The 25,521-nt window shown below is 57.7% G+C and carries 32 protein-coding genes and 1 tRNA gene; all 33 read left to right on the plus strand.

Annotated elements, in window-relative coordinates; all coding sequences use genetic code 11:
• The first annotated feature begins 48 nt into the window (after positions 1–48).
• Positions 49–124: transfer RNA gene (locus C163_RS02220), tRNA-Trp, on the plus strand.
• Positions 125–168: 44 nt separating this feature from the next.
• Positions 169–537 (plus strand): preprotein translocase subunit SecE, encoded by a 369-nt coding sequence (secE, locus tag C163_RS02225; protein WP_003257081.1) that lies wholly within the window; start codon positions 169–171, stop codon positions 535–537.
• 9 nt (positions 538–546) lie between these two features.
• Entirely contained in the window at positions 547–1,080 is a 534-nt protein-coding gene (gene nusG / locus C163_RS02230; RefSeq protein ID WP_003255501.1) for a transcription termination/antitermination protein NusG, read from the plus strand.
• Positions 1,081–1,199: 119 nt separating this feature from the next.
• Positions 1,200–1,631, plus strand: a complete 432-nt coding sequence (rplK, locus tag C163_RS02235; protein ID WP_003255500.1) for a 50S ribosomal protein L11 — start codon at positions 1,200–1,202, stop codon at positions 1,629–1,631.
• Positions 1,631–2,326 (plus strand): 50S ribosomal protein L1, encoded by a 696-nt coding sequence (gene rplA / locus C163_RS02240; protein ID WP_013970629.1) that lies wholly within the window; start codon positions 1,631–1,633, stop codon positions 2,324–2,326. Before rplK ends, rplA begins: the two co-directional genes overlap by 1 nt.
• 197 nt (positions 2,327–2,523) lie before the next feature.
• Positions 2,524–3,024, plus strand: a complete 501-nt coding sequence (gene rplJ / locus C163_RS02245) for a 50S ribosomal protein L10 (protein ID WP_003257082.1) — start codon at positions 2,524–2,526, stop codon at positions 3,022–3,024.
• 78 nt (positions 3,025–3,102) lie between these two features.
• The gene (rplL, locus tag C163_RS02250; RefSeq protein ID WP_013970630.1) at positions 3,103–3,474 is read left to right on the plus strand and encodes a 50S ribosomal protein L7/L12; all 372 of its coding nucleotides are present in this window, start codon (positions 3,103–3,105) and stop codon (positions 3,472–3,474) included.
• 220 nt (positions 3,475–3,694) lie between these two features.
• Positions 3,695–7,768, plus strand: a complete 4,074-nt coding sequence (gene rpoB, locus C163_RS02255) for a DNA-directed RNA polymerase subunit beta (RefSeq protein ID WP_013970631.1) — start codon at positions 3,695–3,697, stop codon at positions 7,766–7,768.
• Between the two features lie 64 nt (positions 7,769–7,832).
• Positions 7,833–12,032 carry a DNA-directed RNA polymerase subunit beta' gene (rpoC, locus tag C163_RS02260; protein ID WP_025337488.1) on the plus strand — a complete coding sequence of 1,400 codons (4,200 nt, stop codon included), beginning with the start codon at positions 7,833–7,835 and terminating at the stop codon, positions 12,030–12,032.
• A 211-nt stretch (positions 12,033–12,243) separates the two neighbouring features.
• Positions 12,244–12,615 (plus strand): 30S ribosomal protein S12, encoded by a 372-nt coding sequence (rpsL, locus tag C163_RS02265; RefSeq protein ID WP_003255492.1) that lies wholly within the window; start codon positions 12,244–12,246, stop codon positions 12,613–12,615.
• 106 nt (positions 12,616–12,721) lie between these two features.
• Complete coding sequence (gene rpsG / locus C163_RS02270; RefSeq protein ID WP_003246741.1) at positions 12,722–13,192, plus strand: 30S ribosomal protein S7; 471 nt, start codon at positions 12,722–12,724, stop codon at positions 13,190–13,192.
• A 30-nt stretch (positions 13,193–13,222) separates the two neighbouring features.
• Complete coding sequence (fusA, locus tag C163_RS02275) at positions 13,223–15,370, plus strand: elongation factor G (protein ID WP_025337489.1); 2,148 nt, start codon at positions 13,223–13,225, stop codon at positions 15,368–15,370.
• Between the two features lie 27 nt (positions 15,371–15,397).
• The gene (tuf, locus tag C163_RS02280; protein ID WP_013970626.1) at positions 15,398–16,591 is read left to right on the plus strand and encodes an elongation factor Tu; all 1,194 of its coding nucleotides are present in this window, start codon (positions 15,398–15,400) and stop codon (positions 16,589–16,591) included.
• Positions 16,592–16,732: 141 nt separating this feature from the next.
• Entirely contained in the window at positions 16,733–17,044 is a 312-nt protein-coding gene (gene rpsJ / locus C163_RS26115) for a 30S ribosomal protein S10 (RefSeq protein WP_003186070.1), read from the plus strand.
• Positions 17,045–17,124: 80 nt separating this feature from the next.
• Complete coding sequence (rplC, locus tag C163_RS02290; RefSeq protein ID WP_003257089.1) at positions 17,125–17,760, plus strand: 50S ribosomal protein L3; 636 nt, start codon at positions 17,125–17,127, stop codon at positions 17,758–17,760.
• 12 nt (positions 17,761–17,772) lie between these two features.
• Complete coding sequence (rplD, locus tag C163_RS02295; protein ID WP_008089819.1) at positions 17,773–18,375, plus strand: 50S ribosomal protein L4; 603 nt, start codon at positions 17,773–17,775, stop codon at positions 18,373–18,375.
• Positions 18,372–18,671 carry a 50S ribosomal protein L23 gene (gene rplW, locus C163_RS02300; RefSeq protein ID WP_003255484.1) on the plus strand — a complete coding sequence of 100 codons (300 nt, stop codon included), beginning with the start codon at positions 18,372–18,374 and terminating at the stop codon, positions 18,669–18,671. Before rplD ends, rplW begins: the two co-directional genes overlap by 4 nt.
• A gap of 14 nt (positions 18,672–18,685) precedes the next feature.
• Positions 18,686–19,510: a 50S ribosomal protein L2 gene (rplB, locus tag C163_RS02305; protein WP_015268750.1), complete on the plus strand. Its 825-nt coding sequence runs from the start codon at positions 18,686–18,688 to the stop codon at positions 19,508–19,510.
• A gap of 16 nt (positions 19,511–19,526) precedes the next feature.
• The gene (gene rpsS, locus C163_RS02310) at positions 19,527–19,802 is read left to right on the plus strand and encodes a 30S ribosomal protein S19 (RefSeq protein WP_003255482.1); all 276 of its coding nucleotides are present in this window, start codon (positions 19,527–19,529) and stop codon (positions 19,800–19,802) included.
• An 11-nt stretch (positions 19,803–19,813) separates the two neighbouring features.
• Positions 19,814–20,146: a 50S ribosomal protein L22 gene (gene rplV, locus C163_RS02315; protein WP_003103908.1), complete on the plus strand. Its 333-nt coding sequence runs from the start codon at positions 19,814–19,816 to the stop codon at positions 20,144–20,146.
• A gap of 13 nt (positions 20,147–20,159) precedes the next feature.
• Positions 20,160–20,846: a 30S ribosomal protein S3 gene (gene rpsC / locus C163_RS02320; RefSeq protein WP_003255481.1), complete on the plus strand. Its 687-nt coding sequence runs from the start codon at positions 20,160–20,162 to the stop codon at positions 20,844–20,846.
• Between the two features lie 12 nt (positions 20,847–20,858).
• The gene (gene rplP / locus C163_RS02325) at positions 20,859–21,272 is read left to right on the plus strand and encodes a 50S ribosomal protein L16 (protein ID WP_003255479.1); all 414 of its coding nucleotides are present in this window, start codon (positions 20,859–20,861) and stop codon (positions 21,270–21,272) included.
• Complete coding sequence (rpmC, locus tag C163_RS02330; RefSeq protein ID WP_002555481.1) at positions 21,272–21,463, plus strand: 50S ribosomal protein L29; 192 nt, start codon at positions 21,272–21,274, stop codon at positions 21,461–21,463. Before rplP ends, rpmC begins: the two co-directional genes overlap by 1 nt.
• A 2-nt stretch (positions 21,464–21,465) precedes the next feature.
• Positions 21,466–21,732, plus strand: a complete 267-nt coding sequence (gene rpsQ, locus C163_RS02335) for a 30S ribosomal protein S17 (RefSeq protein WP_003255478.1) — start codon at positions 21,466–21,468, stop codon at positions 21,730–21,732.
• Positions 21,733–21,755: 23 nt separating this feature from the next.
• Complete coding sequence (rplN, locus tag C163_RS02340; protein WP_002555479.1) at positions 21,756–22,124, plus strand: 50S ribosomal protein L14; 369 nt, start codon at positions 21,756–21,758, stop codon at positions 22,122–22,124.
• Positions 22,125–22,135: 11 nt separating this feature from the next.
• Entirely contained in the window at positions 22,136–22,450 is a 315-nt protein-coding gene (gene rplX / locus C163_RS02345) for a 50S ribosomal protein L24 (protein WP_016715319.1), read from the plus strand.
• A gap of 20 nt (positions 22,451–22,470) precedes the next feature.
• Positions 22,471–23,010 (plus strand): 50S ribosomal protein L5, encoded by a 540-nt coding sequence (gene rplE / locus C163_RS02350; protein ID WP_003257095.1) that lies wholly within the window; start codon positions 22,471–22,473, stop codon positions 23,008–23,010.
• Between the two features lie 13 nt (positions 23,011–23,023).
• The gene (rpsN, locus tag C163_RS02355; RefSeq protein WP_013970638.1) at positions 23,024–23,329 is read left to right on the plus strand and encodes a 30S ribosomal protein S14; all 306 of its coding nucleotides are present in this window, start codon (positions 23,024–23,026) and stop codon (positions 23,327–23,329) included.
• A gap of 209 nt (positions 23,330–23,538) precedes the next feature.
• The gene (rpsH, locus tag C163_RS02360) at positions 23,539–23,931 is read left to right on the plus strand and encodes a 30S ribosomal protein S8 (protein WP_009681971.1); all 393 of its coding nucleotides are present in this window, start codon (positions 23,539–23,541) and stop codon (positions 23,929–23,931) included.
• A gap of 12 nt (positions 23,932–23,943) precedes the next feature.
• Positions 23,944–24,477 carry a 50S ribosomal protein L6 gene (rplF, locus tag C163_RS02365; RefSeq protein WP_009681972.1) on the plus strand — a complete coding sequence of 178 codons (534 nt, stop codon included), beginning with the start codon at positions 23,944–23,946 and terminating at the stop codon, positions 24,475–24,477.
• Between the two features lie 10 nt (positions 24,478–24,487).
• Positions 24,488–24,838: a 50S ribosomal protein L18 gene (gene rplR, locus C163_RS02370; RefSeq protein ID WP_009397496.1), complete on the plus strand. Its 351-nt coding sequence runs from the start codon at positions 24,488–24,490 to the stop codon at positions 24,836–24,838.
• A 3-nt stretch (positions 24,839–24,841) separates the two neighbouring features.
• The gene (gene rpsE, locus C163_RS02375) at positions 24,842–25,342 is read left to right on the plus strand and encodes a 30S ribosomal protein S5 (RefSeq protein ID WP_003255465.1); all 501 of its coding nucleotides are present in this window, start codon (positions 24,842–24,844) and stop codon (positions 25,340–25,342) included.
• Positions 25,343–25,344: 2 nt separating this feature from the next.
• A complete protein-coding gene (gene rpmD / locus C163_RS02380; RefSeq protein ID WP_003255463.1) occupies positions 25,345–25,521 on the plus strand; it encodes a 50S ribosomal protein L30 in 177 nt (58 codons plus the stop codon).

A 25,521-nucleotide genomic window follows, 5' to 3' on the forward strand; every position in this document is an offset into this window, starting at 1 on the left:
GATTTACTTGATCAGGCCGGTATAATGGCCGGCCTGATACAGCGTTACAGGTCAGTAGCTCAATTGGCAGAGCGACGGTCTCCAAAACCGTAGGTTGGGGGTTCGATTCCCTCCTGACCTGCCATTTCACCTCGGTGTGATGGCTTTCTTCTCACAGGATCCTCCTCGATGACTCCCAAAACTGAAGCCCAAGAATCGCGTTTTGATCTGTTCAAGTGGCTGGCTGTAGTGGCTTTGGTGGTTGTCGGCGTAGTGGGTAATCAGTATTACTCCGCCTCCCCGATCCTGTATCGCGTCCTCGCACTTCTCGTCCTGGCTGCTGTCGCGGGCTTTGTAGCTCTGCAGACTGCGAAGGGCAAGTCGTTCTTTGCGCTGGCGAAGGAAGCTCGTACCGAGATTCGTAAAGTCGTGTGGCCGACCCGCCAGGAAACCACCCAGACCACGCTGATTGTCGTGGCTGTCGTGCTGGTTATGGCACTGCTGCTGTGGGGTCTTGATTCCCTGCTCGGCTGGGCGGTCTCCTTGATCGTTGGCTAAAGGTGTCCCGTGGCTAAGCGTTGGTATGTTGTGCATGCTTACTCGGGTTACGAGAAGCATGTAATGCGCTCCCTGATCGAGCGCGTCAAGCTGGCTGGCATGGAAGACGGTTTCGGCGAGATCCTGGTCCCGACCGAAGAAGTCGTCGAAATGCGCAACGGCCAGAAGCGCAAGAGTGAGCGTAAATTCTTCCCTGGCTATGTACTGGTCCAGATGGAGATGAACGAAGGGACTTGGCACTTGGTCAAGGACACCCCTCGTGTGATGGGCTTTATTGGTGGTACCGCAGACAAGCCTGCGCCGATCACCGATAAAGAAGCAGAGGCTATCCTGCGTCGCGTTGCCGACGGTAGCGACAAGCCGAAGCCGAAGACGCTGTTCGAGCCGGGTGAAGTGGTTCGAGTCATTGATGGTCCGTTCGCTGACTTCAATGGTAGTGTCGAAGAGGTTAACTACGAAAAGAGTCGCCTGCAGGTAGCGGTGCTCATTTTCGGTCGCTCTACTCCGGTGGAGCTCGAGTTCAGCCAGGTCGAAAAGGTCTAGGCGGACGAAGCATCCCATACCCCGCAGCCCTGTGTGCTGCGGGGTTTTGTCGTCACTGGGATAAAACGCAAGTCATCCGGGGAGCCAACAGGCGTTCGTACCCGATTTTGGAGTAGCTCATGGCTAAGAAGATTCAGGCTTACATCAAGCTGCAAGTTAAGGCCGGCCAGGCCAACCCAAGCCCACCCGTTGGTCCAGCACTGGGTCAACACGGTGTGAACATCATGGAATTCTGCAAGGCCTTCAACGCCCGTACCCAGGGTCAAGAAGCCGGCCTGCCGACTCCTGTGATCATCACTGTCTACAGCGACCGTAGCTTCACCTTCGAGACCAAGAGCACCCCTGCCTCGGTTCTGCTGAAGAAAGCTGCTGGCCTGACCAGTGGTTCGGCTCGCCCGAACACCGTTAAAGTCGGTACCGTTACCCGTGCTCAGCTGGAAGACATCGCCAAAGCTAAACAGGCTGATCTGACTGCCGCTGACCTGGACGCTGCTGTACGCACCATCGCTGGCTCTGCCCGCAGCATGGGCCTGAACGTGGAGGGTGTGTAATGGCTAAGCTGACCAAACGCCAAAAGGCAATCGCCGAGAAAATCGAAGCAGGCAAGGCCTACAACTTCGAAGAAGCGGCCACTCTGCTGGCTTCGCTGCCGGCTGCCAAGTTCGTAGAATCCTACGACATCGCCGTTAACCTCGGTGTTGACCCGCGTAAATCCGACCAGGTCGTACGCAGCGCTACCGTGCTGCCGCACGGCACTGGCAAGACCGTTCGCGTTGCTGTCTTCACCCAGGGTCCAGCTGCTGAAGCCGCTCTGGCTGCCGGCGCTGACCGCGTAGGTATGGACGATCTGGCTGCCGAAATGAAAGGCGGCGACCTGAACTATGACGTCGTTATCGCATCGCCTGATGCCATGCGCGTTGTAGGTCAGCTGGGTCAGGTTCTGGGTCCTCGCGGCCTGATGCCTAACCCGAAAGTCGGTACCGTGACCCCAGACGTAGCCGGCGCCGTCAAGAACGCCAAGGCTGGTCAGGTTCGCTACCGTACCGACAAGAACGGTATCATCCACACCTCCGTTGGCAAGGTCGGCTTCGAAGCCGGCAAGCTGAAGGAAAACGTTGAAGCCCTGATCGCTGATCTGAAGCGTATCAAGCCAGCTTCCTCGAAAGGTATCTACGTCAAGCGCGTTACCCTGAGCACCACCATGGGCCCAGGTCTGGTCATCGATCAGAGCTCGCTGAACGTGTAAGAACATGGTGGCGCGACCTGTCGCGTCACCAGCAAAAATTGGGGTCCCTGCCTGGCGGGGGCTATCCAAGACCGTAGGCGGCGCAAGCCTTAAAACACCAGCCCACGCAGATGGTGCTCCCGATTCGTTACCGAATCAGACACCAAAACGACATCCGGCTCCGGCCAGATGAAACGGTAAAAACCAGGAGTAAACCCGTGGCAATTAAACTCGAAGACAAGAAGGCCATCGTCGCTGAAGTCAACGAGGCTGCCAAAGTCGCTCTGTCCGCTGTCGTGGCTGATGCCCGTGGTGTGACTGTAGGCGCAATGACCGGACTCCGTAAAGAGGCCCGCGAAGCTGGCGTTTACGTACGTGTCGTACGTAACACCCTGCTGAAGCGCGCTGTTGAAGGCACCGAATTCTCGATCCTCAACGACGCGTTCAAAGGCCCGACCCTGATTGCTTTCTCCAACGAACACCCGGGCGCTGCTGCTCGTCTGTTCAAAGAGTTCGCCAAGGGTCAGGACAAGTTCGAGATCAAGGCAGCTGCGTTTGACGGCAAGTTCCTTGCCGCTAACCAGATCGACGTGCTGGCAACCCTGCCAACTCGCGACGAGGCTATCGCACAGCTGATGAGCGTAATCCAAGGTGCAACCAGCAAGCTGGCTCGTACCCTGGCAGCTCTGCGCGACCAGAAAGAAGCTGCTGCTGCCTAAGGCACGCGCAACTCTTTCAAAATCATACGTTTAATTTGATGGCTGCGTAGGCTGTCACCCCAATACAGGATTGAAGTCATGTCTCTGACTAACGAGCAAATCATCGAAGCAATCGGCCAGAAAACTGTTCTGGAAATTGTTGAACTGATCAAAGCGATGGAAGAAACCTTCGGCGTTACCGCTGCTGCCGCTGTTGCCGCTGGCCCAGCCGCTGGCGCTGCTGCCGCTGTTGAAGAACAGACCGAGTTCAACGTCGTTCTGACCGAAGCTGGCGACAAGAAAGTAAACGTGATCAAGGCCGTTCGTGAACTGACCGGTCTGGGCCTGAAAGAAGCCAAAGAGAAAGTCGACGGCGCTCCTCAGGTTATCGCTGAAGGCGTTTCGAAAGAAGCCGCTGAAGACGCGAAGAAGAAGCTGGAAGAAGCTGGCGCTAAAGTCGAGCTGAAGTAATCTCGACCTTGCGACTCCAGTCCGAGCGTTGAGCGAAGGGCTGATGGCTGGTGGCTTATGCCACCGGCCTTTTTCCGTTATTGGTGGCCGGTCAGGCCGGCCCCGATAACAAGCTGCAAGACACCCATGTGGGTGGCGCAAACCAAGGGGTTTGCACGATTTTCTGGCTGCTCCCGCCGGGAGAAGCCAAACAAGCAGGTGACCAAGCTGGGGAACGCTGATGGCTTACTCATACACTGAGAAAAAACGTATCCGCAAGGACTTTAGCAAGTTGCCGGACGTCATGGATGTGCCTTACCTCCTGGCCATCCAGCTGGATTCGTATCGCGAATTCCTGCAAGCGGGAGCATCCAAGGATCAGTTCCGCGACGTCGGCCTGCACGCGGCCTTCAAATCGGTATTCCCGATCATCAGCTACTCCGGCAATGCTGCCCTGGAGTACGTAGGCTATCGCCTGGGCGAACCCGCCTTCGATGTGAAGGAATGTGTCCTGCGTGGCGTGACCTTCGCGGTCCCACTGCGGGTCAAGGTGCGCCTGATCATCTTCGACAAGGAATCGTCGAACAAAGCGATCAAGGACATCAAAGAGCAAGAAGTCTACATGGGTGAAATCCCCCTGATGACTGAGAACGGTACCTTCGTTATCAACGGTACCGAGCGTGTGATCGTTTCCCAGCTGCACCGTTCGCCTGGTGTGTTCTTCGACCACGACCGTGGCAAGACTCACAGCTCCGGCAAGCTGCTGTACTCCGCTCGCATCATCCCTTACCGCGGCTCCTGGCTGGACTTCGAGTTCGACCCGAAGGACTGCGTGTTCGTACGTATCGACCGTCGCCGCAAACTGCCGGCCTCGGTGCTGCTGCGTGCCCTGGGTTACAGCACTGAAGAAGTGCTGAACACCTTCTACACCACCAACGTGTTCCACATTTCCGGCGAGAAACTCAGCCTGGAACTGGTACCGCAGCGTCTGCGTGGTGAGGTTGCAGTCATGGATATCCATGACGAAACCGGCAAAGTCATCGTCGAGCAGGGCCGCCGTATTACCGCGCGCCACATCAACCAGCTCGAGAAGGCCGGCGTCAAGCAGCTGGACGTTCCTATGGAATACGTCCTGGGCCGCACTACCGCCAAGGCCATCGTGCATCCGGCTACCGGCGAGATCCTGGCCGAATGCAACACCGAGATGACCACCGAACTGCTGATCAAGGTCGCCAAGGCACAGGTTGTCCGTATCGAGACCCTGTACACCAACGACATCGATTGCGGTCCGTTCATCTCCGATACCCTGAAGATCGACACCACCAGCAACCAGCTGGAAGCCCTGGTCGAGATCTACCGCATGATGCGTCCTGGCGAGCCGCCAACCAAGGATGCTGCCGAGACCCTGTTCAACAACCTGTTCTTCAGCGCCGAGCGTTACGACCTGTCCGCCGTTGGCCGCATGAAGTTCAACCGTCGTATCGGTCGTACCGAGATCGAAGGTTCGGGCGTGCTGAGCAAGGAAGATATCGTCGAGGTTCTGAAGACCCTGGTCGACATCCGTAACGGCAAAGGCATCGTCGACGACATCGACCACCTGGGTAACCGTCGCGTACGTTGCGTCGGCGAGATGGCCGAGAACCAGTTCCGCGTTGGCCTGGTGCGTGTCGAGCGCGCGGTCAAGGAACGCCTGTCGATGGCGGAAAGCGAAGGCCTGATGCCGCAAGACCTGATCAACGCCAAGCCGGTTGCGGCGGCGGTGAAAGAGTTCTTCGGTTCCAGCCAGCTGTCCCAGTTCATGGACCAGAACAACCCACTCTCCGAGATTACCCACAAGCGCCGCGTCTCCGCACTCGGCCCAGGTGGTCTGACCCGTGAGCGTGCCGGCTTCGAAGTCCGTGACGTACACCCGACCCACTACGGCCGTGTGTGCCCGATCGAGACCCCTGAAGGTCCGAACATCGGTCTGATCAACTCCCTGGCTGCCTATGCCCGCACCAACCAGTACGGCTTCCTGGAAAGCCCGTACCGCGTGGTGAAGGAAGGCGTGGTCAGCGACGACATCGTGTTCCTGTCGGCCATTGAAGAAGCGGATCACGTCATCGCCCAGGCTTCGGCCGCGATGAACGAGAAGAAGCAGCTGATCGATGAGCTGGTAGCTGTTCGTCACCTGAACGAATTCACCGTCAAGGCGCCGGAAGACGTCACCCTGATGGACGTTTCGCCGAAGCAGGTTGTTTCCGTCGCTGCGTCGCTGATTCCGTTCCTCGAGCACGACGACGCCAACCGTGCATTGATGGGTTCGAACATGCAGCGTCAGGCTGTACCGACCCTGCGCGCCGACAAGCCGCTGGTAGGTACCGGCATGGAGCGCAACGTTGCCCGCGACTCCGGTGTCTGCGTGGTTGCTCGCCGCGGTGGCGTGATCGACTCGGTCGACGCCAGCCGTATCGTTGTTCGCGTTGCTGACGACGAAGTTGAAACCGGCGAAGCAGGTGTGGATATCTACAACCTGACCAAGTACACCCGTTCGAACCAGAACACCTGCATCAACCAGCGTCCGCTGGTGAGCAAGGGTGACAAGGTTCAGCGTGGCGACATCATGGCCGACGGCCCGTCCACCGACATGGGTGAACTGGCACTGGGTCAGAACATGCGCATCGCGTTCATGGCGTGGAACGGCTTCAACTTCGAAGACTCCATCTGCCTGTCCGAGCGTGTGGTTCAGGAAGACCGCTTCACCACCATCCACATCCAGGAACTGACCTGTGTGGCGCGTGACACCAAGCTTGGCCCAGAGGAAATCACTGCGGACATCCCGAACGTGGGTGAAGCCGCACTGAACAAGCTGGACGAAGCCGGTATCGTCTACGTGGGTGCCGAAGTCGGCGCTGGCGACATCCTGGTCGGCAAGGTAACGCCAAAAGGCGAAACCCAGCTGACTCCGGAAGAAAAACTGCTGCGCGCAATCTTCGGTGAGAAGGCCAGCGACGTTAAGGACACCTCCCTGCGCGTGCCAACCGGCACCAAGGGTACCGTCATCGACGTACAGGTCTTCACCCGTGATGGCGTCGAGCGCGACAGCCGCGCCCTGGCCATCGAGAAAATGCAGCTGGACGAGATCCGCAAGGACCTCAACGAAGAGTTCCGCATCGTCGAAGGTGCAACCTTCGAGCGTCTGCGTTCTGCCCTGAACGGCCAGGTGGTCGACGGTGGCGCGGGTCTGAAGAAAGGCACCGTGATCACTGACGAAGTACTGGACGGTCTGGAGCACGGCCAGTGGTTCAAACTGCGCATGGCCGAAGATGCACTGAACGAGCAGCTGGAAAAGGCTCAGCAGTACATCGTCGATCGTCGCCGTCTGCTGGACGACAAGTTCGAAGACAAGAAGCGCAAGCTGCAGCAGGGTGATGACCTGGCACCGGGCGTGCTGAAGATCGTCAAGGTTTACCTGGCAATCCGTCGTCGCATCCAACCGGGTGACAAGATGGCCGGTCGTCACGGTAACAAGGGTGTCGTCTCGGTAATCATGCCGGTCGAAGACATGCCGCACGACGCCAACGGTACTCCGGTCGATGTCGTACTGAACCCGCTGGGTGTACCTTCGCGTATGAACGTCGGTCAGATCCTCGAAACCCACCTGGGCCTGGCGGCCAAGGGGCTGGGCGAGAAGATCGACCGCATGATCGAAGAGCAGCGCAAGGCCGCTGAACTGCGCGTGTTCCTGACCGAGGTCTACAACGAGATCGGCGGTCGTCAGGAAAACCTGGACGAGTTCACCGACGAAGAGATCCTGGCCCTGGCCCACAACCTGAAGAAGGGCGTGCCAATGGCTACCCCGGTCTTCGACGGTGCCAAGGAGCGCGAGATCAAGGCCATGCTGAAGCTGGCCGACCTGCCAGAGAGCGGCCAGATGGTGCTGTTCGATGGCCGTACCGGCAACAAGTTCGAGCGTCCTGTGACCGTTGGTTACATGTACATGCTCAAGCTGAACCACTTGGTGGACGACAAGATGCACGCGCGTTCCACTGGTTCCTACAGCCTGGTTACCCAGCAGCCGCTGGGTGGTAAGGCGCAGTTCGGTGGTCAGCGTTTCGGGGAGATGGAAGTGTGGGCGCTGGAAGCATACGGCGCGGCATACACCCTGCAAGAAATGCTCACAGTGAAGTCGGACGACGTGAACGGCCGTACCAAGATGTACAAGAACATCGTGGATGGCGATCACCGTATGGAGCCGGGCATGCCCGAGTCCTTCAACGTGTTGATCAAAGAGATCCGTTCGCTCGGTATCGATATCGATCTGGAAACCGAATAACACGTGACGCGAAGGGGAGTGGGGCAGGTAATGCCCGCTCCCTGCTCCGCCAGGAGGAAAGGCCTTGAAAGACCTACTGAATTTGCTGAAAAACCAGGGTCAAGTCGAAGAGTTCGACGCCATCCGCATCGGTCTGGCGTCGCCTGAAATGATCCGTTCGTGGTCGTTCGGTGAAGTTAAGAAGCCGGAAACCATCAACTACCGTACGTTCAAGCCTGAGCGTGACGGCCTGTTCTGCGCCAAGATCTTTGGCCCAGTCAAGGACTACGAGTGCCTGTGCGGCAAGTACAAGCGCCTCAAGCACCGCGGCGTGATCTGCGAGAAGTGCGGCGTTGAAGTTGCCCTGGCAAAAGTTCGTCGTGAGCGCATGGCGCACATCGAACTGGCCTCGCCGGTTGCCCATATCTGGTTCCTGAAGTCGCTGCCGTCCCGTATCGGCCTGCTGATGGACATGACCCTGCGTGATATCGAGCGCGTGCTCTACTTCGAGAGCTACGTTGTTATCGACCCGGGCATGACCACCCTGGAAAAAGGCCAGCTGCTGAACGACGAGCAGTACTTCGAAGCGCTGGAAGAGTTCGGTGATGACTTCGACGCCCGCATGGGTGCCGAGGCTGTCCGCGAGCTGCTGCACGCTATCGACCTGGAGCACGAGATCGGTCGCCTGCGCGAAGAGATTCCGCAGACCAACTCGGAAACCAAGATCAAGAAGCTGTCCAAGCGCCTGAAGCTGATGGAAGCGTTCCAGGGTTCGGGCAACCTGCCTGAGTGGATGGTCCTGACCGTCCTGCCAGTGCTGCCGCCGGACCTGCGTCCGCTGGTACCGCTGGATGGCGGCCGCTTCGCGACCTCCGACCTGAACGACCTGTATCGTCGGGTGATCAACCGTAACAACCGTCTGAAGCGCCTGCTGGATCTGTCGGCGCCGGACATCATCGTGCGCAACGAAAAGCGCATGCTGCAGGAAGCGGTCGACGCCCTGCTGGACAACGGCCGTCGCGGTCGCGCCATCACTGGCTCGAACAAGCGTCCGCTGAAGTCCCTGGCCGACATGATCAAAGGTAAGCAAGGTCGCTTCCGTCAGAACCTGCTCGGTAAGCGTGTGGACTACTCTGGCCGTTCGGTAATTACCGTAGGCCCGACCCTGCGTCTGCACCAGTGCGGTCTGCCGAAGAAGATGGCCCTCGAGCTGTTCAAGCCGTTCATTTTCGGCAAGCTGGAAATGCGTGGTCTGGCGACCACCATCAAGGCTGCCAAGAAGATGGTCGAGCGCGAGCTGCCAGAGGTGTGGGACGTGCTCGCCGAGGTGATCCGCGAACACCCCGTGCTGCTCAACCGTGCACCGACCCTGCACCGTCTGGGTATCCAGGCATTTGAACCGGTTCTGATCGAAGGTAAGGCTATCCAGCTGCACCCGCTGGTCTGTGCCGCGTACAACGCCGACTTCGACGGTGACCAGATGGCCGTTCACGTGCCGCTGACCCTGGAAGCCCAGCTCGAAGCGCGCGCGCTGATGATGTCGACCAACAACATCCTGTCGCCAGCCAACGGTGAGCCAATCATCGTTCCGTCGCAGGACGTGGTACTGGGTCTGTACTACATGACCCGTGAGGCCATCAACGCCAAGGGCGAAGGTCGCGTGTTCGCCGACCTGCAGGAAGTCGACCGCGTATTCCGCGCCGGCGAGGCTGCCCTGCACGCGAAAATCAAGGTTCGTATCAACGAAACCGTGAAAGAGCGTGATGGTTCCGTGGTCAAGAACACCCGCATCGTCGACACCACCGTCGGCCGTGCGCTGCTGTTCCAGGTTGTACCGGCAGGCCTGCCGTACGACGTGGTCAACCAGCCGATGAAGAAGAAGGCGATCTCCAAGCTGATCAACCAGTGCTACCGCGTGGTTGGTCTGAAAGAGACCGTAATCTTCGCTGACCAGCTGATGTACACCGGTTTCGCTTACTCGACCATTTCCGGCGTTTCGATCGGTGTTAACGACTTCGTTATCCCGGACGAGAAAGCTCGCATCATCGGTACCGCTACCGACGAAGTGAAAGAAATCGAGAGCCAGTACGCCTCCGGCCTGGTAACCCAGGGCGAGAAGTACAACAAGGTCATCGACTTGTGGTCGAAGGCGAACGACGAAGTGTCCAAGGCGATGATGGCCAACCTCTCGAAAGAGAAGGTCATTGACCGCGAAGGCAAGGAAGTCGAGCAAGAGTCCTTCAACTCGATGTACATGATGGCTGACTCCGGTGCGCGGGGTTCCGCAGCCCAGATCCGTCAGCTGGCCGGTATGCGTGGCCTGATGGCCAAGCCGGACGGCTCCATCATCGAGACGCCGATCACTGCGAACTTCCGTGAAGGTCTGAGCGTTCTGCAGTACTTCATTTCGACCCACGGTGCTCGTAAGGGTCTGGCGGATACCGCACTGAAGACTGCGAACTCCGGTTACCTGACTCGTCGTCTGGTAGACGTTGCCCAGGATCTGGTGGTTACCGAGATCGACTGCGGTACCGACCAGGGTCTGCTGATGACTCCGCACATCGAAGGCGGCGACGTTGTAGAGCCGCTGGGTGAGCGTGTACTGGGTCGTGTTATCGCCCGTGACGTGTTCAAGCCAGGCACCGAGGACGTCATCGTTCCGGCCGGTACCCTGGTCGACGAGAAGTGGGTCGAGTTCATCGAGCTGAACAGCATCGACGAAGTGATCGTGCGTTCGCCGATCAACTGCGAAACCCGCTACGGCATTTGCGCCAAGTGCTACGGCCGTGACCTGGCTCGCGGTCACCAGGTGAACATCGGTGAAGCTGTCGGCGTTATCGCCGCCCAGTCGATCGGTGAGCCGGGTACCCAGCTGACCATGCGTACGTTCCACATCGGTGGTGCTGCAAGCCGTACTTCGGCTGCCGACAGCGTCCAGGTGAAGAACGGCGGTATGGTGCGTCTGCACAACCTCAAGCAGGTTGAGCGTGCCGATGGCAACCTGGTTGCCGTATCGCGTTCGGGTGAGTTGGCCATCGCCGACGAATTTGGCCGTGAGCGTGAGCGTTACAAGCTGCCTTACGGTGCGGTGATTTCGGTCAAGGAAGGTGACAAGGTCGAAGCTGGCGCCATCGTCGCCAAGTGGGACCCGCACACCCACCCGATCGTTACCGAGCTGAAAGGTACCGTGACCTTCGTGGGCATGGAAGAAAACATCACCATCAAGCGTCAGACCGATGAGCTGACCGGCTTGACCAACATTGAAGTACTGGACGTCAAGGATCGCCCTGCCGCAGGCAAGGAAATCCGTCCGGCAATCAAGATGGTCGACGCCGCTGGCAAGGACCTGTACCTGCCAGGTACCGACGTACCTGCCCAGTACTTCCTGCCGGCTAACGCCCTCGTCGGCGTGGCTGACGGTGCTCAGATCGGTGTTGGTGACGTTATCGCGCGTATCCCGCAAGAAACGTCGAAGACCCGTGACATCACCGGTGGTCTGCCGCGTGTTGCCGACCTGTTCGAAGCGCGCCGTCCGAAAGAGGCCTCGATTCTGGCTGAAGTCAGCGGCACCATCGCGTTCGGCAAGGAGACCAAAGGCAAGCGTCGTCTGGTCATCACCCCGACCGACGGTAGCGATCCGTACGAAGAGCTGATTCCGAAATGGCGCCACCTGAACGTCTTCGAAGGCGAACAGGTAAACCGCGGCGAAGTTATCTCCGACGGCCCGAGCGATCCGCACGACATCCTGCGTCTGCTGGGTGTGAGCGCGCTGGCGAAGTACATCGTCAACGAGATCCAGGACGTTTATCGTCTGCAAGGCGTTAAGATCAACGACAAGCACATCGAGACCATCCTGCGTCAGATGCTGCGCAAGGTCGAGATCTCCGAGTCGGGCGATTCCAGCTTCATCAAGGGCGACCAGATGGAACTGACCCAGGTACTGGTAGAGAACGAGCGTCTAGCCGCCGAGGACAAGTTCGTCTCCAAGTTCACCCGCGTGCTGCTGGGTATCACCAAGGCGTCGCTGTCGACCGAGTCGTTCATCTCCGCGGCTTCCTTCCAGGAAACCACCCGCGTACTGACCGAAGCGGCGGTAACCGGCAAGCGCGACTACCTGCGCGGCCTGAAAGAGAACGTGGTCGTGGGTCGTCTGATCCCGGCCGGTACTGGTCTGGCCTACCACAGCGAGCGCAAGCGTCGCCGTGATGCCGACAAGCCGCTGCGTGTGAGCGCCAGTGAGGTGGAAGCCGCACTGACCGAAGCGCTGAACTCCAGCGGTAACTAAGTACAGGGCAGGGCCCCGGCAAGCCCCGAGCGATCAGTGGCGACATGAAATGTTGCCGATGATCGGGCGGGGAGGGCCGGGGCCTCGTCTTGACTGGGTGCAAGATCCTCTTTAGACTTTTGTACCCTTAAATTTGGTGAGGCTCCGTCTCGCCAATTTTTGGCTTTCTTGCAAGACAATAGAGTCGCAAGACAATCAGTGGAGCTAGTAGATGGCAACTATCAACCAGCTGGTACGTCAGCCGCGTAAGCGTTCGGTCGAGAAGTCCGACGTTCCTGCGCTGCAGAACTGCCCGCAGCGTCGTGGCGTGTGCACCCGCGTGTACACCACCACGCCGAAAAAACCTAACTCGGCACTGCGTAAAGTATGCCGTGTGCGTCTGACCAACGGTTTCGAGGTTTCCTCGTACATCGGTGGTGAAGGCCACAACCTGCAAGAGCACAGCGTCGTCCTGATCCGTGGCGGCCGTGTAAAAGACTTGCCAGGTGTTCGTTACCACACCGTTCGCGGCTCTCTGGATACTTCGGGCGTTAAAGGCCGTAACCAGGGTCGTTCGAAGTACGGTACCAAGCGTCCGAAGTAATCGGCCGTTTGCAGACATCCATTTTTTTGAGTCGATAAGAGTAAGGTCGGGCGTAGGTCGAATGACCTGGTCCCGGGCTAACCTGAAGACCGTTTGAGGGCTTATCATGCCAAGACGTCGTGTAGCAGCAAAACGTGAGATCCTTGACGATCCGAAGTACGGATCCCAGATCCTCGCCAAGTTCATGAACCACGTGATGGAAAGCGGCAAGAAGGCCGTAGCCGAGCGCATCGTTTACGGTGCCCTGGATACCGTCAAAGCACGCAAGAACAGCGATCCCCTGGAAATCTTCGAGAAAGCTCTCGACGCCATCGCTCCGCTGGTCGAAGTTAAGTCCCGCCGTGTCGGCGGTGCCACTTACCAGGTTCCGGTTGAAGTTCGTCCATCCCGTCGTAACGCTCTGGCAATGCGCTGGCTCGTAGACTACGCCCGCAAGCGCGGCGAGAAGTCGATGGCTCTGCGCCTGGCCGGCGAGCTGCTGGATGCTGCTGAAGGCAAGGGTGCTGCAGTCAAGAAGCGTGAAGACGTGCACCGTATGGCCGAGGCCAACAAAGCGTTCTCGCACTACCGCTTCTAATTCAAGCATCAATCATTTTGCGAGGGCTTTATGGCTCGTACTACAGCAATTAACCGCTACCGTAACATCGGTATCTGCGCCCACGTTGACGCGGGCAAGACTACCACTACCGAGCGGATCCTGTTCTACACAGGTCTGAGCCACAAGATGGGCGAGGTGCACGACGGCGCCGCGACCACCGACTGGATGGTGCAGGAGCAGGAGCGCGGTATCACCATTACCTCCGCTGCCGTTACCACCTTCTGGAAAGGTTCCCGTGGTCAGTACGACAACTACCGCGTAAACGTCATCGATACCCCCGGCCACGTTGACTTCACCATTGAAGTAGAGCGTTCGCTGCGTGTACTCGACGGCGCGGTCGTTGTGTTCTGCGGTACCTCCGGCGTTGAGCCGCAGTCCGAAACCGTATGGCGTCAGGCCAACAAGTACGGCGTTCCACGTGTTGTATACGTGAACAAGATGGACCGTGCTGGTGCCAACTTCCTGCGCGTTGTCGGCCAGATCAAGAACCGCCTGGGTCACACCCCGGTTCCGGTCCAGCTGGCTATCGGTGCAGAAGACGACTTCCAGGGTCAGGTCGACCTGATCAAGATGAAAGCCATCTACTGGAACGAAGACGACAAGGGCACCACCTACCGCGAGGAAGAAATTCCTGCGGATATGGTCGAGCTGGCTAACGAGTGGCGCAACAACATGGTTGAAGCCGCCGCCGAAGCCAACGAAGAGCTGATGAACAAGTACCTTGAAGAAGGTGAGCTGACCGTCGAGGAAATCAAGGCAGGCCTGCGCGCGCGCACCCTGGCCAGCGAGATCGTTCCGGCTGTCTGCGGTTCGTCGTTCAAGAACAAGGGCGTTCCCCTGGTTCTCGACGCCGTGATCGACTTCCTGCCTGCTCCGACCGAAATCCCGGCGATCAAGGGTATCCACCCTGACCTGATCGACGTGCCGAAGGACGAAGTCAAGCCAGAGCAGTTCGACGAGCGTCACGCTGACGACAACGAGCCGTTCTCGGCTCTGGCGTTCAAGATTGCCACCGACCCGTTCGTTGGTACTCTGACCTTCGTTCGCGTTTACTCGGGCTTCCTGACCTCCGGTGACTCCGTCATCAACTCGGTCAAGGGCAAGAAAGAGCGCGTTGGTCGTATGGTGCAGATGCACGCCAACCAGCGTGAAGAGATCAAAGAAGTACGTGCGGGCGACATCGCCGCTCTGATCGGCATGAAGGACGTCACCACTGGTGACACCCTGTGCAACGCCGACAAGCCGATCATCCTCGAGCGTATGGACTTCCCAGAGCCTGTGATTTCGCTCTCCGTAGAGCCGAAAACCAAGGCTGACCAGGAGAAGATGGGTATCGCACTGGGCAAGCTGGCTCAGGAAGACCCGTCGTTCCGCGTCAAGACCGACGAAGAAACTGGTCAGACCATCATCTCCGGTATGGGTGAGCTGCACCTGGACATCCTCGTTGACCGCATGAAGCGCGAGTTCAACGTCGAAGCCAACATCGGCAAGCCGCAGGTTTCGTACCGCGAGAAGATCACCAAGTCCAACGTCGAGATCGAAGGCAAGTTCGTTCGTCAGTCGGGCGGTCGTGGTCAGTTCGGTCACTGCTGGATCCGTTTCTCGGAGCCGGATCAGGACGACAAGGGCAACATCACCGAAGGTCTGGTGTTTGCCAACGAAGTCGTTGGTGGTGTGATTCCTAAGGAATACATCCCTGCGATCCAGAAGGGTATCGAAGAGCAGATGAAGAACGGCGTTGTTGCCGGCTATCCTCTGATCGGCCTGAAGGCCGCGGTATTCGACGGTTCGTACCACGACGTCGACTCCAACGAAATGGCGTTCAAGATCGCTGCTTCGATGGCAACCAAGCAACTGGCCCAGAAGGGCGGTGGCGTGGTTCTCGAGCCGATCATGAAGGTCGAAGTTGTAACCCCGGAAGACTACCTGGGTGACGTGATGGGTGACCTGAACCGTCGTCGTGGTCTGGTCCAGGGTATGGATGAGTCGGTCTCTGGCCGTGTCGTCCGCGCTGAAGTTCCGCTCGGAGAAATGTTCGGTTACGCAACCGACGTTCGTTCCATGTCTCAGGGTCGCGCAAGCTACTCCATGGAATTCTCCAAATACGCCGAAGCTCCGTCGAACATCGTCGAAGCACTCGTTAAAAAACAAGGCTAATCCCCTTTAGGCAAGAGGTTCACTGTCGTGGCTAAAGAAAAATTTGATCGTTCCCTTCCCCACGTTAACGTCGGCACCATCGGCCACGTTGACCACGGTAAGACCACTCTGACCGCAGCTCTGACTCGCGTCTGCTCCGAAGTTTTCGGTTCGGCAGTCGTTGAGTTCGACAAGATCGACTCGGCTCCGGAAGAAAAAGCGCGCGGTATCACCATCAACACCGCTCACGTCGAGTACAACTCGAACATTCGTCACTACGCTCACGTTGACTGCCCAGGTCACGCTGACTACGTGAAGAACATGATCACCGGTGCTGCCCAGATGGACGGCGCGATCCTGGTTTGCTCGGCCGCCGATGGTCCGATGCCACAAACCCGTGAGCACATCCTGCTGTCCCGTCAGGTAGGCGTTCCTTACATCGTGGTCTTCCTGAACAAGGCTGACCTGGTAGACGACGCCGAGCTGCTGGAACTGGTCGAGATGGAAGTTCGCGACCTGCTGTCCACCTACGACTTCCCAGGCGACGACACTCCGATCATCATCGGTTCGGCTCGTATGGCCCTGGAAGGCAAAGACGACAACGAAATGGGTACTACCGCTGTCAAGAAGCTGGTAGAAACTCTGGATGCCTACATCCCTGAGCCAGTTCGTGCCGTTGACCAGCCGTTCCTGATGCCGATCGAAGACGTATTCTCGATCTCGGGTCGTGGTACCGTTGTTACCGGTCGTATCGAGCGTGGTATCGTCCGCGTTCAGGATCCGCTGGAAATCGTTGGTCTGCGTGACACCACCACCACCACCTGCACCGGTGTTGAGATGTTCCGCAAGCTGCTGGACGAAGGTCGTGCTGGCGAGAACTGCGGCGTTCTGCTGCGTGGTACCAAGCGTGACGACGTTGAGCGTGGCCAGGTTCTGGTCAAGCCAGGTTCGGTCAAGCCGCACACCAAGTTCACCGCAGAAGTCTACGTTCTGTCGAAAGAAGAAGGTGGTCGTCACACTCCGTTCTTCAAAGGCTACCGTCCTCAGTTCTACTTCCGTACCACTGACGTGACCGGTAACTGCGAACTGCCGGAAGGCGTTGAAATGGTAATGCCAGGTGACAACATTCAGATGACTGTTACCCTGATCAAGACCATCGCAATGGAAGACGGTCTGCGCTTCGCTATCCGTGAAGGCGGTCGTACCGTCGGCGCCGGCGTCGTAGCCAAAATCATCGAGTAATCACTCGACCGATTGAAAAAACCCCCGCTCAGCGGGGGTTTTTTTTATTGGGTTGACACTAAATTGGGGCGTCTATAGAATCACGCCTCCTTTTAGCGGGCGTAGTGCGTCCGTTGGGAACAGCCTGGAGTCTGAAATCCAATGCAAAATCAGCAAATCCGTATCAGGTTGAAGGCTTTCGACCATCGCCTGATCGACCAATCCACCCAGGAAATCGTGGAAACCGCGAAACGTACTGGTGCACAAGTGCGTGGTCCAATTCCACTGCCTACCCGCAAAGAGCGTTTCACCGTTCTGGTCTCCCCGCACGTCAACAAAGACGCGCGTGACCAGTACGAGATTCGCACTCATAAGCGTGTTCTGGACATCGTCCAGCCAACGGATAAAACCGTTGACGCGCTGATGAAGCTTGATCTGGCGGCAGGTGTGGAAGTACAGATCAGCCTCGGCTAAGACTTCGGTCTGGTCGTGTAACGCTCTGAAATGGGCGGCCATAGCGGGTGAAAGCCCCGTACACTCATGAGGTTTACAACATGACTATTGGTGTAATCGGTCGCAAGTGCGGTATGACCCGCATTTTCACCGAAGAAGGTGTCTCCATTCCGGTCACGGTCATCGAGATCGAGCCGAATCGTGTCACCCAGTTCAAAACTGAAGAAACCGATGGCTACCGTGCAGTGCAAGTCACTGTCGGCGAGCGTCGTGCTTCGCGTGTGACTGCCGCTCAGGCAGGTCACTTCGCCAAGGCCAACGTTGCCGCTGGTCGCGGTGTCTGGGAGTTCCGTCTTGAAGAAGGCGATTTCCAGGCTGGCGATCTGATCAAAGCTGAACTCTTCACTGCAGGCCAGCTGGTAGACGTTACTGGTCAGTCCAAAGGTAAAGGCTTCGCCGGTACCATCAAGCGCTGGAACTTCCGTGGCCAGGACAACACCCACGGTAACTCCGTGTCGCACCGTGTCCCAGGTTCCATCGGCCAGTGCCAGACTCCTGGTCGTGTGTTCAAGGGCAAGAAAATGTCCGGTCACATGGGCGCCGAGCGCGTGACTGTTCAGTCCCTGGAAGTAGTTCGCGTAGACGCTGAGCGCAACCTGCTGCTGGTCAAGGGTGCCGTTCCAGGCGCTACTGGCGGCGACGTGGTTGTACGTCCAGCTGTCAAGGCTCGCGGTTAAGGGGAAACTGACATGCAACTCAATGTAAATGACGCTCAGGCGATCGAAGTTTCCGAACTGACTTTCGGTGGCGAATTCAACGAGACGCTGGTACACCAAGCAGTCGTGGCCTACATGGCCGGCGGCCGTCAGGGCACCAAGCAGCAGAAGACCCGTTCCGACGTGGCTGGTGGCGGTAAGCGCCCATGGCGTCAGAAGGGTACTGGCCGTGCTCGTGCTGGTACCACTCGTGGTCCGATCTGGCGTGGCGGTGGTGTAACCTTCGCAGCTCGCCCTCAAGATCACTCGCAGAAGCTCAACAAGAAGATGTATCGCGCAGCCCTGCGCTCCATCCTCGCTGAGCTGGTGCGTAGCGACCGTCTGGTCGTGGTTCAGGACTTCGCTGTTGAAGCACCGAAAACCAAAGATCTGCTGAACAAGCTGAACGGCATGGGTCTGAACGACGTACTGATCGTTTCCGACGCTGTTGATCAGAACCTGTACCTGGCTGCTCGCAACCTGCCGCACGTCGACGTACGTGACGTACAAGGTTCCGACCCGGTCAGTCTGATCGCATACGAGAAAGTGTTGATCACTGTCTCGGCCGTGAAGAAATTCGAGGAGCTGCTGGGATGAACCAGGAACGCGTATTCAAAGTCCTCCTTGGCCCGCACGTTTCCGAGAAGGCTACCGTTCTGGCTGAGAAAAAAGGCCAGTTCGTATTCAAGGTTGCTACCGATGCAACCAAGCTGGAAATCAAGAAAGCTGTCGAAGGCCTGTTCAACGTAAAAGTTGAAAACGTGTCGACTGTTAACGTTCTGGGTAAAACCAAGCGTACCGCACGTGGTCTGGGCAAGCGCAATGACTGGAAGAAGGCGATCGTCTCCCTTCAGCCAGGCCAAGATCTCGATTTCAGCAGCAGTGCTGAGTAAGGAAGGGGTGCATCATGGCAATCGTTAAATGCAAACCGACTTCCCCTGGCCGCCGTTTCGTGGTCAAGGTGGTCAACCAGGAGCTGCACAAAGGCGCTCCTCACGCACCGCTGATCGAGAAGAAATCGAAGTCTGGTGGTCGTAACAACAATGGCCGCATCACCACTCGTCACGTTGGTGGTGGTCATAAGCAGCATTACCGTCTGGTCGACTTCCGTCGCAACGACAAAGATGGCATCCCAGCCACTGTCGAGCGTATCGAATACGACCCGAACCGTACTGCTCACATCGCCCTGCTGTGCTACGCAGACGGTGAGCGTCGCTACATCATCGCCCCTAAAGGCGTGAGCGCTGGCGACCAGCTGATCGCAGGTGCCCTGGCCCCAATCAAGGCCGGTAACTCCCTGCAGCTGCGCAACATCCCAGTAGGTAGCACCATTCACGGCATCGAACTGAAGCCGGGTAAAGGTGCTCAGATCGCTCGTTCCGCTGGTGCTTCGGCTCAGCTGATCGCTCGTGAAGGCGTCTACGTGACTCTGCGTCTGCGTTCCGGTGAGATGCGTAAAGTACTGGCTGAGTGCCGTGCGACCCTGGGCGAAGTCTCGAACTCCGAGCACAGCCTGCGTTCGCTGGGTAAAGCTGGTGCCAAACGCTGGCGCGGCGTTCGCCCAACCGTTCGTGGTGTTGCCATGAACCCGGTTGACCACCCACATGGTGGTGGTGAAGGTCGTACCTCCGGTGGTCGTCATCCGGTATCGCCATGGGGCTTCCCAACCAAGGGTGCGAAGACCCGTGGTAATAAGCGTACCGACAACATGATCGTCCGTCGTCGCAAGTAACTAGAGGGATACGACAGTGCCACGTTCTCTGAAAAAAGGTCCTTTTATCGATCTTCACCTGCTGAAGAAGGTCGAAGTGGCGGTGGAGAAGAACGATCGCAAGCCAGTTAAAACCTGGTCGCGCCGTTCGATGATCCTGCCACAAATGGTCGGTCTGACCATCGCGGTACACAACGGTCGTCAACATGTCCCAGTTCTGGTGAACGAAGACATGGTCGGCCACAAACTGGGCGAGTTCGCCGGTACCCGCACCTATCGCGGGCACGTGGCTGACAAGAAAGCCAAGCGTTAAGGGGTAAGGAAATGGAAGTAGCCGCTAAGTTGTCGGGCGCTCGCATCTCCGCCCAGAAAGCCCGCTTGGTCGCCGACCAGATCCGCGGGAAGAAGGTGGGCGAAGCGCTCAACCTGTTGGCCTTCAGCAGCAAAAAAGCCGCTGAAATCATGAAGAAAGTCCTCGAGTCGGCCGTTGCCAACGCCGAACACAACGAAGGCGCAGACGTTGATGACCTGAAGGTCTCCACCGTCTTCGTCAACGAAGGGCGTTCGCTGAAGCGCATCATGCCACGTGCCAAAGGCCGTGCTGATCGCATCGTCAAGCGGTCTTGCCATATCACTGTCAAGGTTGCGGACAAGTAACGGAGTCGATCAGATGGGTCAGAAAGTACATCCCACTGGCATTCGCCTGGGAATCGTCAAGGAGCACACCTCCGTCTGGTACGCAGACGGTGCTACTTACGCAGATTACCTGTTGAAGGATCTGAAAACGCGTGAGTACCTCCAGGACAAACTAAAAAGCGCGTCCGTAAGCCGTATCGATATTCATCGTCCGGCTCAAACTGCACGCATCACCATCCACACCGCTCGTCCCGGTATCGTTATCGGTAAGAAAGGTGAAGATGTCGAGAAGCTGCGTCAGGACCTGACCAAGCAGATGGGTGTGCCTGTGCACATCAACATCGAAGAGATCCGCAAGCCGGAACTCGACGCTATGCTGGTTGCGCAGAGCGTAGCTCAGCAGCTGGAACGCCGCGTAATGTTCCGTCGCGCCATGAAGCGCGCCGTACAGAACGCCATGCGTATTGGTGCCAAGGGCATCAAGATCCAGGTGAGCGGTCGTCTCGGCGGTGCTGAGATTGCTCGTACCGAGTGGTATCGCGAAGGTCGTGTGCCTCTGCACACCCTGCGTGCCGATATCGACTACAACACCTACGAAGCTCACACCACTTACGGTGTGATCGGTGTGAAGGTTTGGATCTTCAAAGGCGAAGTTATTGGTGGTCGCCAAGAAGAACTGAAACCACAAGCACCAGCGCCTCGTAAAAAAGCTGCTAAGTAAGGGGTACGCCAAATGTTGCAACCAAAGCGTACAAAATTCCGCAAGCAGATGACTGGCCACAACCGTGGTCTGGCACTGCGCGGTAGCAAAGTCAGCTTCGGCGAATTCGCCCTGAAAGCTGTTGCTCGCGGTCGCCTCACCGCTCGCCAGATCGAGTCCGCACGTCGTGCGCTGACCCGTCACGTAAAACGTGGCGGTAAGATTTGGATCCGTGTGTTCCCGGACAAGCCGATCTCCAAGAAGCCTCTCGAGGTTCGTATGGGTAAAGGTAAGGGTTCCGTGGAATACTGGGTTGCCCAGATTCAGCCAGGCAAAGTCCTGTATGAAATCGAGGGTGTTTCTGAAGAGCTGGCGCGCGAAGCTTTCGCCCTGGCTGCTGCAAAGCTGCCTCTCGCCACCTCCTTTGTTAAGCGGACGGTGATGTGATGAAAGCGAATGAACTTCGTGAAAAATCGGCACAGCAACTGAATGAGCAACTGCTCGGCTTGCTGCGCGACCAGTTCAATCTGCGTATGCAGAAAGCAACTGGCCAGTTGGGGCAGTCGCACCTGCTCTCGCAAGTTAAGCGTGACATCGCTCGCGTGAAAACTGTGCTCAACCAGCAGGCAGGTAAGTGATCATGGCTGAAGCTGAAAAAACCGTCCGTACGCTGACTGGCCGTGTCGTCAGCGACAAAATGGACAAGACCATCACCGTTCTGATCGAGCGTCGCGTAAAGCACCCGATCTACGGTAAATACGTTAAGCGTTCGACTAAGCTGCACGCGCACGACGAAGCCAACCAGTGCAAGATCGGCGACAAGGTTTCCATCCGTGAAACCCGTCCGCTGGCCAAGACCAAGTCCTGGGCACTGGTTGAAGTCCTCGAACGCGCTGTTGAAGTCTAAGGGCTAGGGGTCGGAGAAATTTTATGATTCAGACTCAATCCATGCTCGATGTGGCCGATAACAGCGGCGCTCGTCGCGTCATGTGCATCAAGGTGCTCGGCGGTTCGCACCGCCGTTACGCCGGCATCGGTGACATCATCAAGGTAACCGTCAAGGAAGCAATTCCGCGCGGTAAGGTCAAGAAAGGCCAAGTGATGACCGCTGTTGTAGTGCGCACCCGTCACGGTGTTCGTCGCGCTGACGGTTCCATCATTCGTTTCGACGGCAACGCTGCTGTTCTGCTGAACAACAAGCAAGAGCCGATCGGCACTCGCATCTTCGGGCCAGTGACCCGTGAACTTCGTACTGAGAAGTTCATGAAGATCGTCTCGCTCGCCCCTGAAGTGCTGTAAGGAGATCCGACATGCAAAAGATTCGTCGTGACGACGAGATCATCGTGATCGCCGGCAAAGACAAAGGTAAGCGCGGTAAGGTGCTGAAGGTTCTGGCTGATGACCGTCTGGTCGTTGGTGGTGTGAACCTGGTCAAGCGTCATACCAAGCCTAACCCGATGGCGGGCGTACAGGGCGGTATCGTCGAAAAAGAAGCGCCTCTGCACGCTTCCAACGTTGCCATCTTCAACGGCGAAACCAACAAGGCTGACCGCGTTGGTTTCAAAGTAGAAGACGGTAAAAAAATTCGTGTCTTCAAGTCGACCCAAAAAGCGGTTGATGCTTGAACACTGCTAGGTAGAAGACCATGGCACGACTGAAAGAGATTTACCGGAACGAAATCGCTCCTAAGCTTAAGGAAGAACTTAAGCTGTCGAACGTGATGGAAGTTCCGCGCGTTACCAAGATCACCCTGAACATGGGTCTGGGCGAAGCGATCGGCGACAAGAAAGTCATCGAGCACGCTGTTGCCGACCTGGAAAAGATCACCGGTCAAAAGCCGGTCGTGACTTTCGCTCGTAAATCCATCGCGGGCTTCAAAGTCCGTGAAGGCTGGCCGATCGGTGTCAAGGTGACCCTGCGTCGCGACAAGATGTACGAATTCCTGGACCGCCTGCTGGCGATCTCCCTGCCTCGGGTTCGCGACTTCCGCGGCCTGAATGCCAAGTCCTTCGATGGCCGTGGCAACTACAGCATGGGCGTGAAAGAGCAGATCATCTTCCCGGAAATCGACTACGACAAGATCGATGCTCTGCGCGGTTTGGACATCACCCTGACCACCACTGCTCGTTCGGACGACGAAGGCCGCGCTCTGCTGCGTGCTTTCAAGTTCCCGTTCCGCAACTGATTGGAGTAGGAAAATGGCCAAGAAGAGCATGAAAAACCGCGAGCTGAAGCGTCAGCTCACGGTAGCCAAGTACGCCAAAAAGCGTGCCGAGCTGAAAGCGACCATCGTCAACCTGAACGCCTCTCCTGAAGAGCGTTTCGCTGCCGTTGTCGCCCTGCAGAAGCAGCCACGTGATGCCTCCGCTTCGCGTCTGCGCAACCGTTGCCGCCTGACCGGTCGTCCTCACGGTGTATACCGTAAGTTCGGCCTGGGCCGTAACATGCTGCGTCAAGCTGCAATGCGCGGTGACGTACCAGGTCTGGTCAAGGCCTCCTGGTAATCGCTGCAGGCTGGATCCCGGCGGAAGGGGAGCAATCTTCCGACCGCCGGTGACCTCGCCAACAAACAAGCCCCTATATGGGGCTTGTTTCGTTTCTACCTTGTGTCTAGAATGACCGGCTCACCTGAGCCTGGGTTTTTTGCCCTGTCCGCTCGGGTGGTTGTGATAGCCGCAAGGCTAATAATTCTTGTATCAGGAGCATCTAGCCCATGAGTATGCAGGACCCGTTAGCGGACATGCTAACTCGCATCCGTAATGCCCAGATGGCTGAAAAGTCCGTCGTAAGCATGCCTTCCTCCACCCTGAAGGTCGCGGTTGCCAAAGTTCTGAAAGACGAAGGTTACATCGCCGGCTACCAGGTAACTGGTGAGGCCAAGCCTTCCCTGTCGATCGAACTGAAGTACTTCGAAGGCCGTCCGGTCATCGAGGAACTGAAGCGCTCCAGCCGTCCAGGCCTGCGCCAGTACAAGTCCGTCGCAGAACTGCCGAAAGTACGTGGCGGTCTGGGCGTGTCTATCGTCTCCACCAACAAAGGTGTGATGACTGATCGCGCTGCACGCGCTGCCGGTGTCGGCGGCGAAGTTCTGTGCACAGTGTTCTAAGGGGAGATAGGCATGTCTCGCGTCGCTAAGAACCCCGTTAAGCTGCCAGCAGGCGTCGAAGTCAAATTCGCCGGCCAGCAGCTTTCGGTGAAGGGTGCCAAAGGCACTCTCGAACTGAACGTTCACTCGTCTGTTGAAGTTACCGAAGAGTCTGGCGAGCTGCGTTTCGTCGCTCGCAACGGTGACCAGCAAGCTCGCGCCATGGCCGGTACCACCCGCGCTCTGGTGAACAACATGGTCCAGGGCGTAAGCCAAGGCTTCGAGCGCAAGCTCCAGCTGGTCGGTGTTGGTTACAAGGCACAGGCCAAGGGCACCGTCCTGAACCTGGCCCTGGGCTTCTCGCACCCAGTGGACTACGAACTGCCAGCAGGTATCACCGCTGAAACCCCAAGCCAGACCGACATCCTGATCAAGGGTATCGACAAGCAGCTGGTGGGTCAGGTGGCCGCTGAAATCCGCGACTTCCGTCCGCCAGAGCCTTACAAAGGCAAGGGTGTGCGTTACGCGGACGAAGTAGTCCGTCGTAAAGAAGCCAAGAAGAAGTAGGGCCTAGCAAATGACCGACAAAAAAGTTACTCGACTGCGTCGCGCTCGCAAAGCACGTCTCAAGATGCACGAACTCGAAGTCGTGCGCCTGTGCGTGTTCCGCTCCTCGCAGCACATCTACGCCCAGGTCATTTCGGCCGACGGCAGCAAGGTTCTGGCAAGCGCCTCGACCTTGGACAAAGAACTGCGTGATGGCGCCACTGGCAACATCGACGCGGCCACTAAGGTTGGCAAGCTGGTAGCTGAGCGTGCGAAAGCCGCCGGTGTATCTCAAGTTGCCTTTGACCGTTCCGGCTTCAAGTACCATGGCCGCGTCAAAGCGCTGGCTGATGCTGCTCGTGAAGGCGGGCTGGAGTTCTAAGTTATGGCAAATAACGATCAAAAGCGCGACGAAGGCTACATCGAGAAGCTGGTTCAAGTTAACCGCGTTGCCAAAACCGTAAAAGGCGGCCGTATCTTCACCTTCACCGCGCTGACCGTGGTAGGTGATGGTAAAGGTCGTGTTGGCTTCGGCCGTGGCAAGTCGCGCGAAGTACCTGCCGCGATCCAGAAAGCCATGGAAGCTGCTCGCCGCAACATGATCCAGGTTGACCTGAAGGGCACCACCCTGCAGTACGCCACCAAGGCTGCCCACGGCGCCTCGAAGGTTTACATGCAGCCTGCCTCCGAAGGTACCGGTATCATCGCCGGTGGCGCAATGCGTGCTGTCCTGGAAGTTGCTGGTGTTCAGAACGTTCTGGCCAAGTGCTACGGTTCGACCAACCCAGTGAACGTGGTTTACGCCACCTTCAAGGGTCTGAAAGCCATGCAATCTCCTGAATCCATTGCTGCCAAGCGCGGCAAGAGCGTCGAGGAGATCTTCTGATCATGGCAACCGTAAAAGTAACGCTGATCAAGAGCGTCTCGGGCCGTCTGCCTAACCACAAGCTGTGCGTTAAGGGCCTGGGTCTGCGTCGCATCGGTCACACTGTAGAAGTCCAGGATACTCCCGAAAACCGCGGGATGATCAACAAGGCTTACTACATGCTGAAGGTCGAGGGTTAA

Source organism: Pseudomonas sp. FGI182 (genome assembly GCF_000511325.1).
Taxonomy (GTDB): Bacteria; Pseudomonadota; Gammaproteobacteria; order Pseudomonadales; family Pseudomonadaceae; genus Aquipseudomonas; species Aquipseudomonas putida_Z.

What these genes read in the sequence shown, in the direction of transcription:
- secE (WP_003257081.1), top strand. Translation starts at nt 169, where the DNA reads ATGACTCCCAAAACTGAAGCCCAAGAATCGCGTTTTGATCTGTTCAAG.
- rplK (WP_003255500.1), top strand. Translation starts at nt 1,200, where the DNA reads ATGGCTAAGAAGATTCAGGCTTACATCAAGCTGCAAGTTAAGGCCGGC.
- rplA (WP_013970629.1), top strand. Translation starts at nt 1,631, where the DNA reads ATGGCTAAGCTGACCAAACGCCAAAAGGCAATCGCCGAGAAAATCGAA.
- rplL (WP_013970630.1), top strand. Translation starts at nt 3,103, where the DNA reads ATGTCTCTGACTAACGAGCAAATCATCGAAGCAATCGGCCAGAAAACT.
- rpoB (WP_013970631.1), top strand. Translation starts at nt 3,695, where the DNA reads ATGGCTTACTCATACACTGAGAAAAAACGTATCCGCAAGGACTTTAGC.
- rpsL (WP_003255492.1), top strand. Translation starts at nt 12,244, where the DNA reads ATGGCAACTATCAACCAGCTGGTACGTCAGCCGCGTAAGCGTTCGGTC.
- rpsG (WP_003246741.1), top strand. Translation starts at nt 12,722, where the DNA reads ATGCCAAGACGTCGTGTAGCAGCAAAACGTGAGATCCTTGACGATCCG.
- fusA (WP_025337489.1), top strand. Translation starts at nt 13,223, where the DNA reads ATGGCTCGTACTACAGCAATTAACCGCTACCGTAACATCGGTATCTGC.
- rpsJ (WP_003186070.1), top strand. Translation starts at nt 16,733, where the DNA reads ATGCAAAATCAGCAAATCCGTATCAGGTTGAAGGCTTTCGACCATCGC.
- rplC (WP_003257089.1), top strand. Translation starts at nt 17,125, where the DNA reads ATGACTATTGGTGTAATCGGTCGCAAGTGCGGTATGACCCGCATTTTC.
- rplD (WP_008089819.1), top strand. Translation starts at nt 17,773, where the DNA reads ATGCAACTCAATGTAAATGACGCTCAGGCGATCGAAGTTTCCGAACTG.
- rplW (WP_003255484.1), top strand. Translation starts at nt 18,372, where the DNA reads ATGAACCAGGAACGCGTATTCAAAGTCCTCCTTGGCCCGCACGTTTCC.
- rplB (WP_015268750.1), top strand. Translation starts at nt 18,686, where the DNA reads ATGGCAATCGTTAAATGCAAACCGACTTCCCCTGGCCGCCGTTTCGTG.
- rplV (WP_003103908.1), top strand. Translation starts at nt 19,814, where the DNA reads ATGGAAGTAGCCGCTAAGTTGTCGGGCGCTCGCATCTCCGCCCAGAAA.
- rpsC (WP_003255481.1), top strand. Translation starts at nt 20,160, where the DNA reads ATGGGTCAGAAAGTACATCCCACTGGCATTCGCCTGGGAATCGTCAAG.
- rplP (WP_003255479.1), top strand. Translation starts at nt 20,859, where the DNA reads ATGTTGCAACCAAAGCGTACAAAATTCCGCAAGCAGATGACTGGCCAC.
- rpmC (WP_002555481.1), top strand. Translation starts at nt 21,272, where the DNA reads ATGAAAGCGAATGAACTTCGTGAAAAATCGGCACAGCAACTGAATGAG.
- rpsQ (WP_003255478.1), top strand. Translation starts at nt 21,466, where the DNA reads ATGGCTGAAGCTGAAAAAACCGTCCGTACGCTGACTGGCCGTGTCGTC.
- rplN (WP_002555479.1), top strand. Translation starts at nt 21,756, where the DNA reads ATGATTCAGACTCAATCCATGCTCGATGTGGCCGATAACAGCGGCGCT.
- rplX (WP_016715319.1), top strand. Translation starts at nt 22,136, where the DNA reads ATGCAAAAGATTCGTCGTGACGACGAGATCATCGTGATCGCCGGCAAA.
- rplE (WP_003257095.1), top strand. Translation starts at nt 22,471, where the DNA reads ATGGCACGACTGAAAGAGATTTACCGGAACGAAATCGCTCCTAAGCTT.
- rpsN (WP_013970638.1), top strand. Translation starts at nt 23,024, where the DNA reads ATGGCCAAGAAGAGCATGAAAAACCGCGAGCTGAAGCGTCAGCTCACG.
- rpsH (WP_009681971.1), top strand. Translation starts at nt 23,539, where the DNA reads ATGAGTATGCAGGACCCGTTAGCGGACATGCTAACTCGCATCCGTAAT.
- rplF (WP_009681972.1), top strand. Translation starts at nt 23,944, where the DNA reads ATGTCTCGCGTCGCTAAGAACCCCGTTAAGCTGCCAGCAGGCGTCGAA.
- rplR (WP_009397496.1), top strand. Translation starts at nt 24,488, where the DNA reads ATGACCGACAAAAAAGTTACTCGACTGCGTCGCGCTCGCAAAGCACGT.
- rpsE (WP_003255465.1), top strand. Translation starts at nt 24,842, where the DNA reads ATGGCAAATAACGATCAAAAGCGCGACGAAGGCTACATCGAGAAGCTG.
- rpmD (WP_003255463.1), top strand. Translation starts at nt 25,345, where the DNA reads ATGGCAACCGTAAAAGTAACGCTGATCAAGAGCGTCTCGGGCCGTCTG.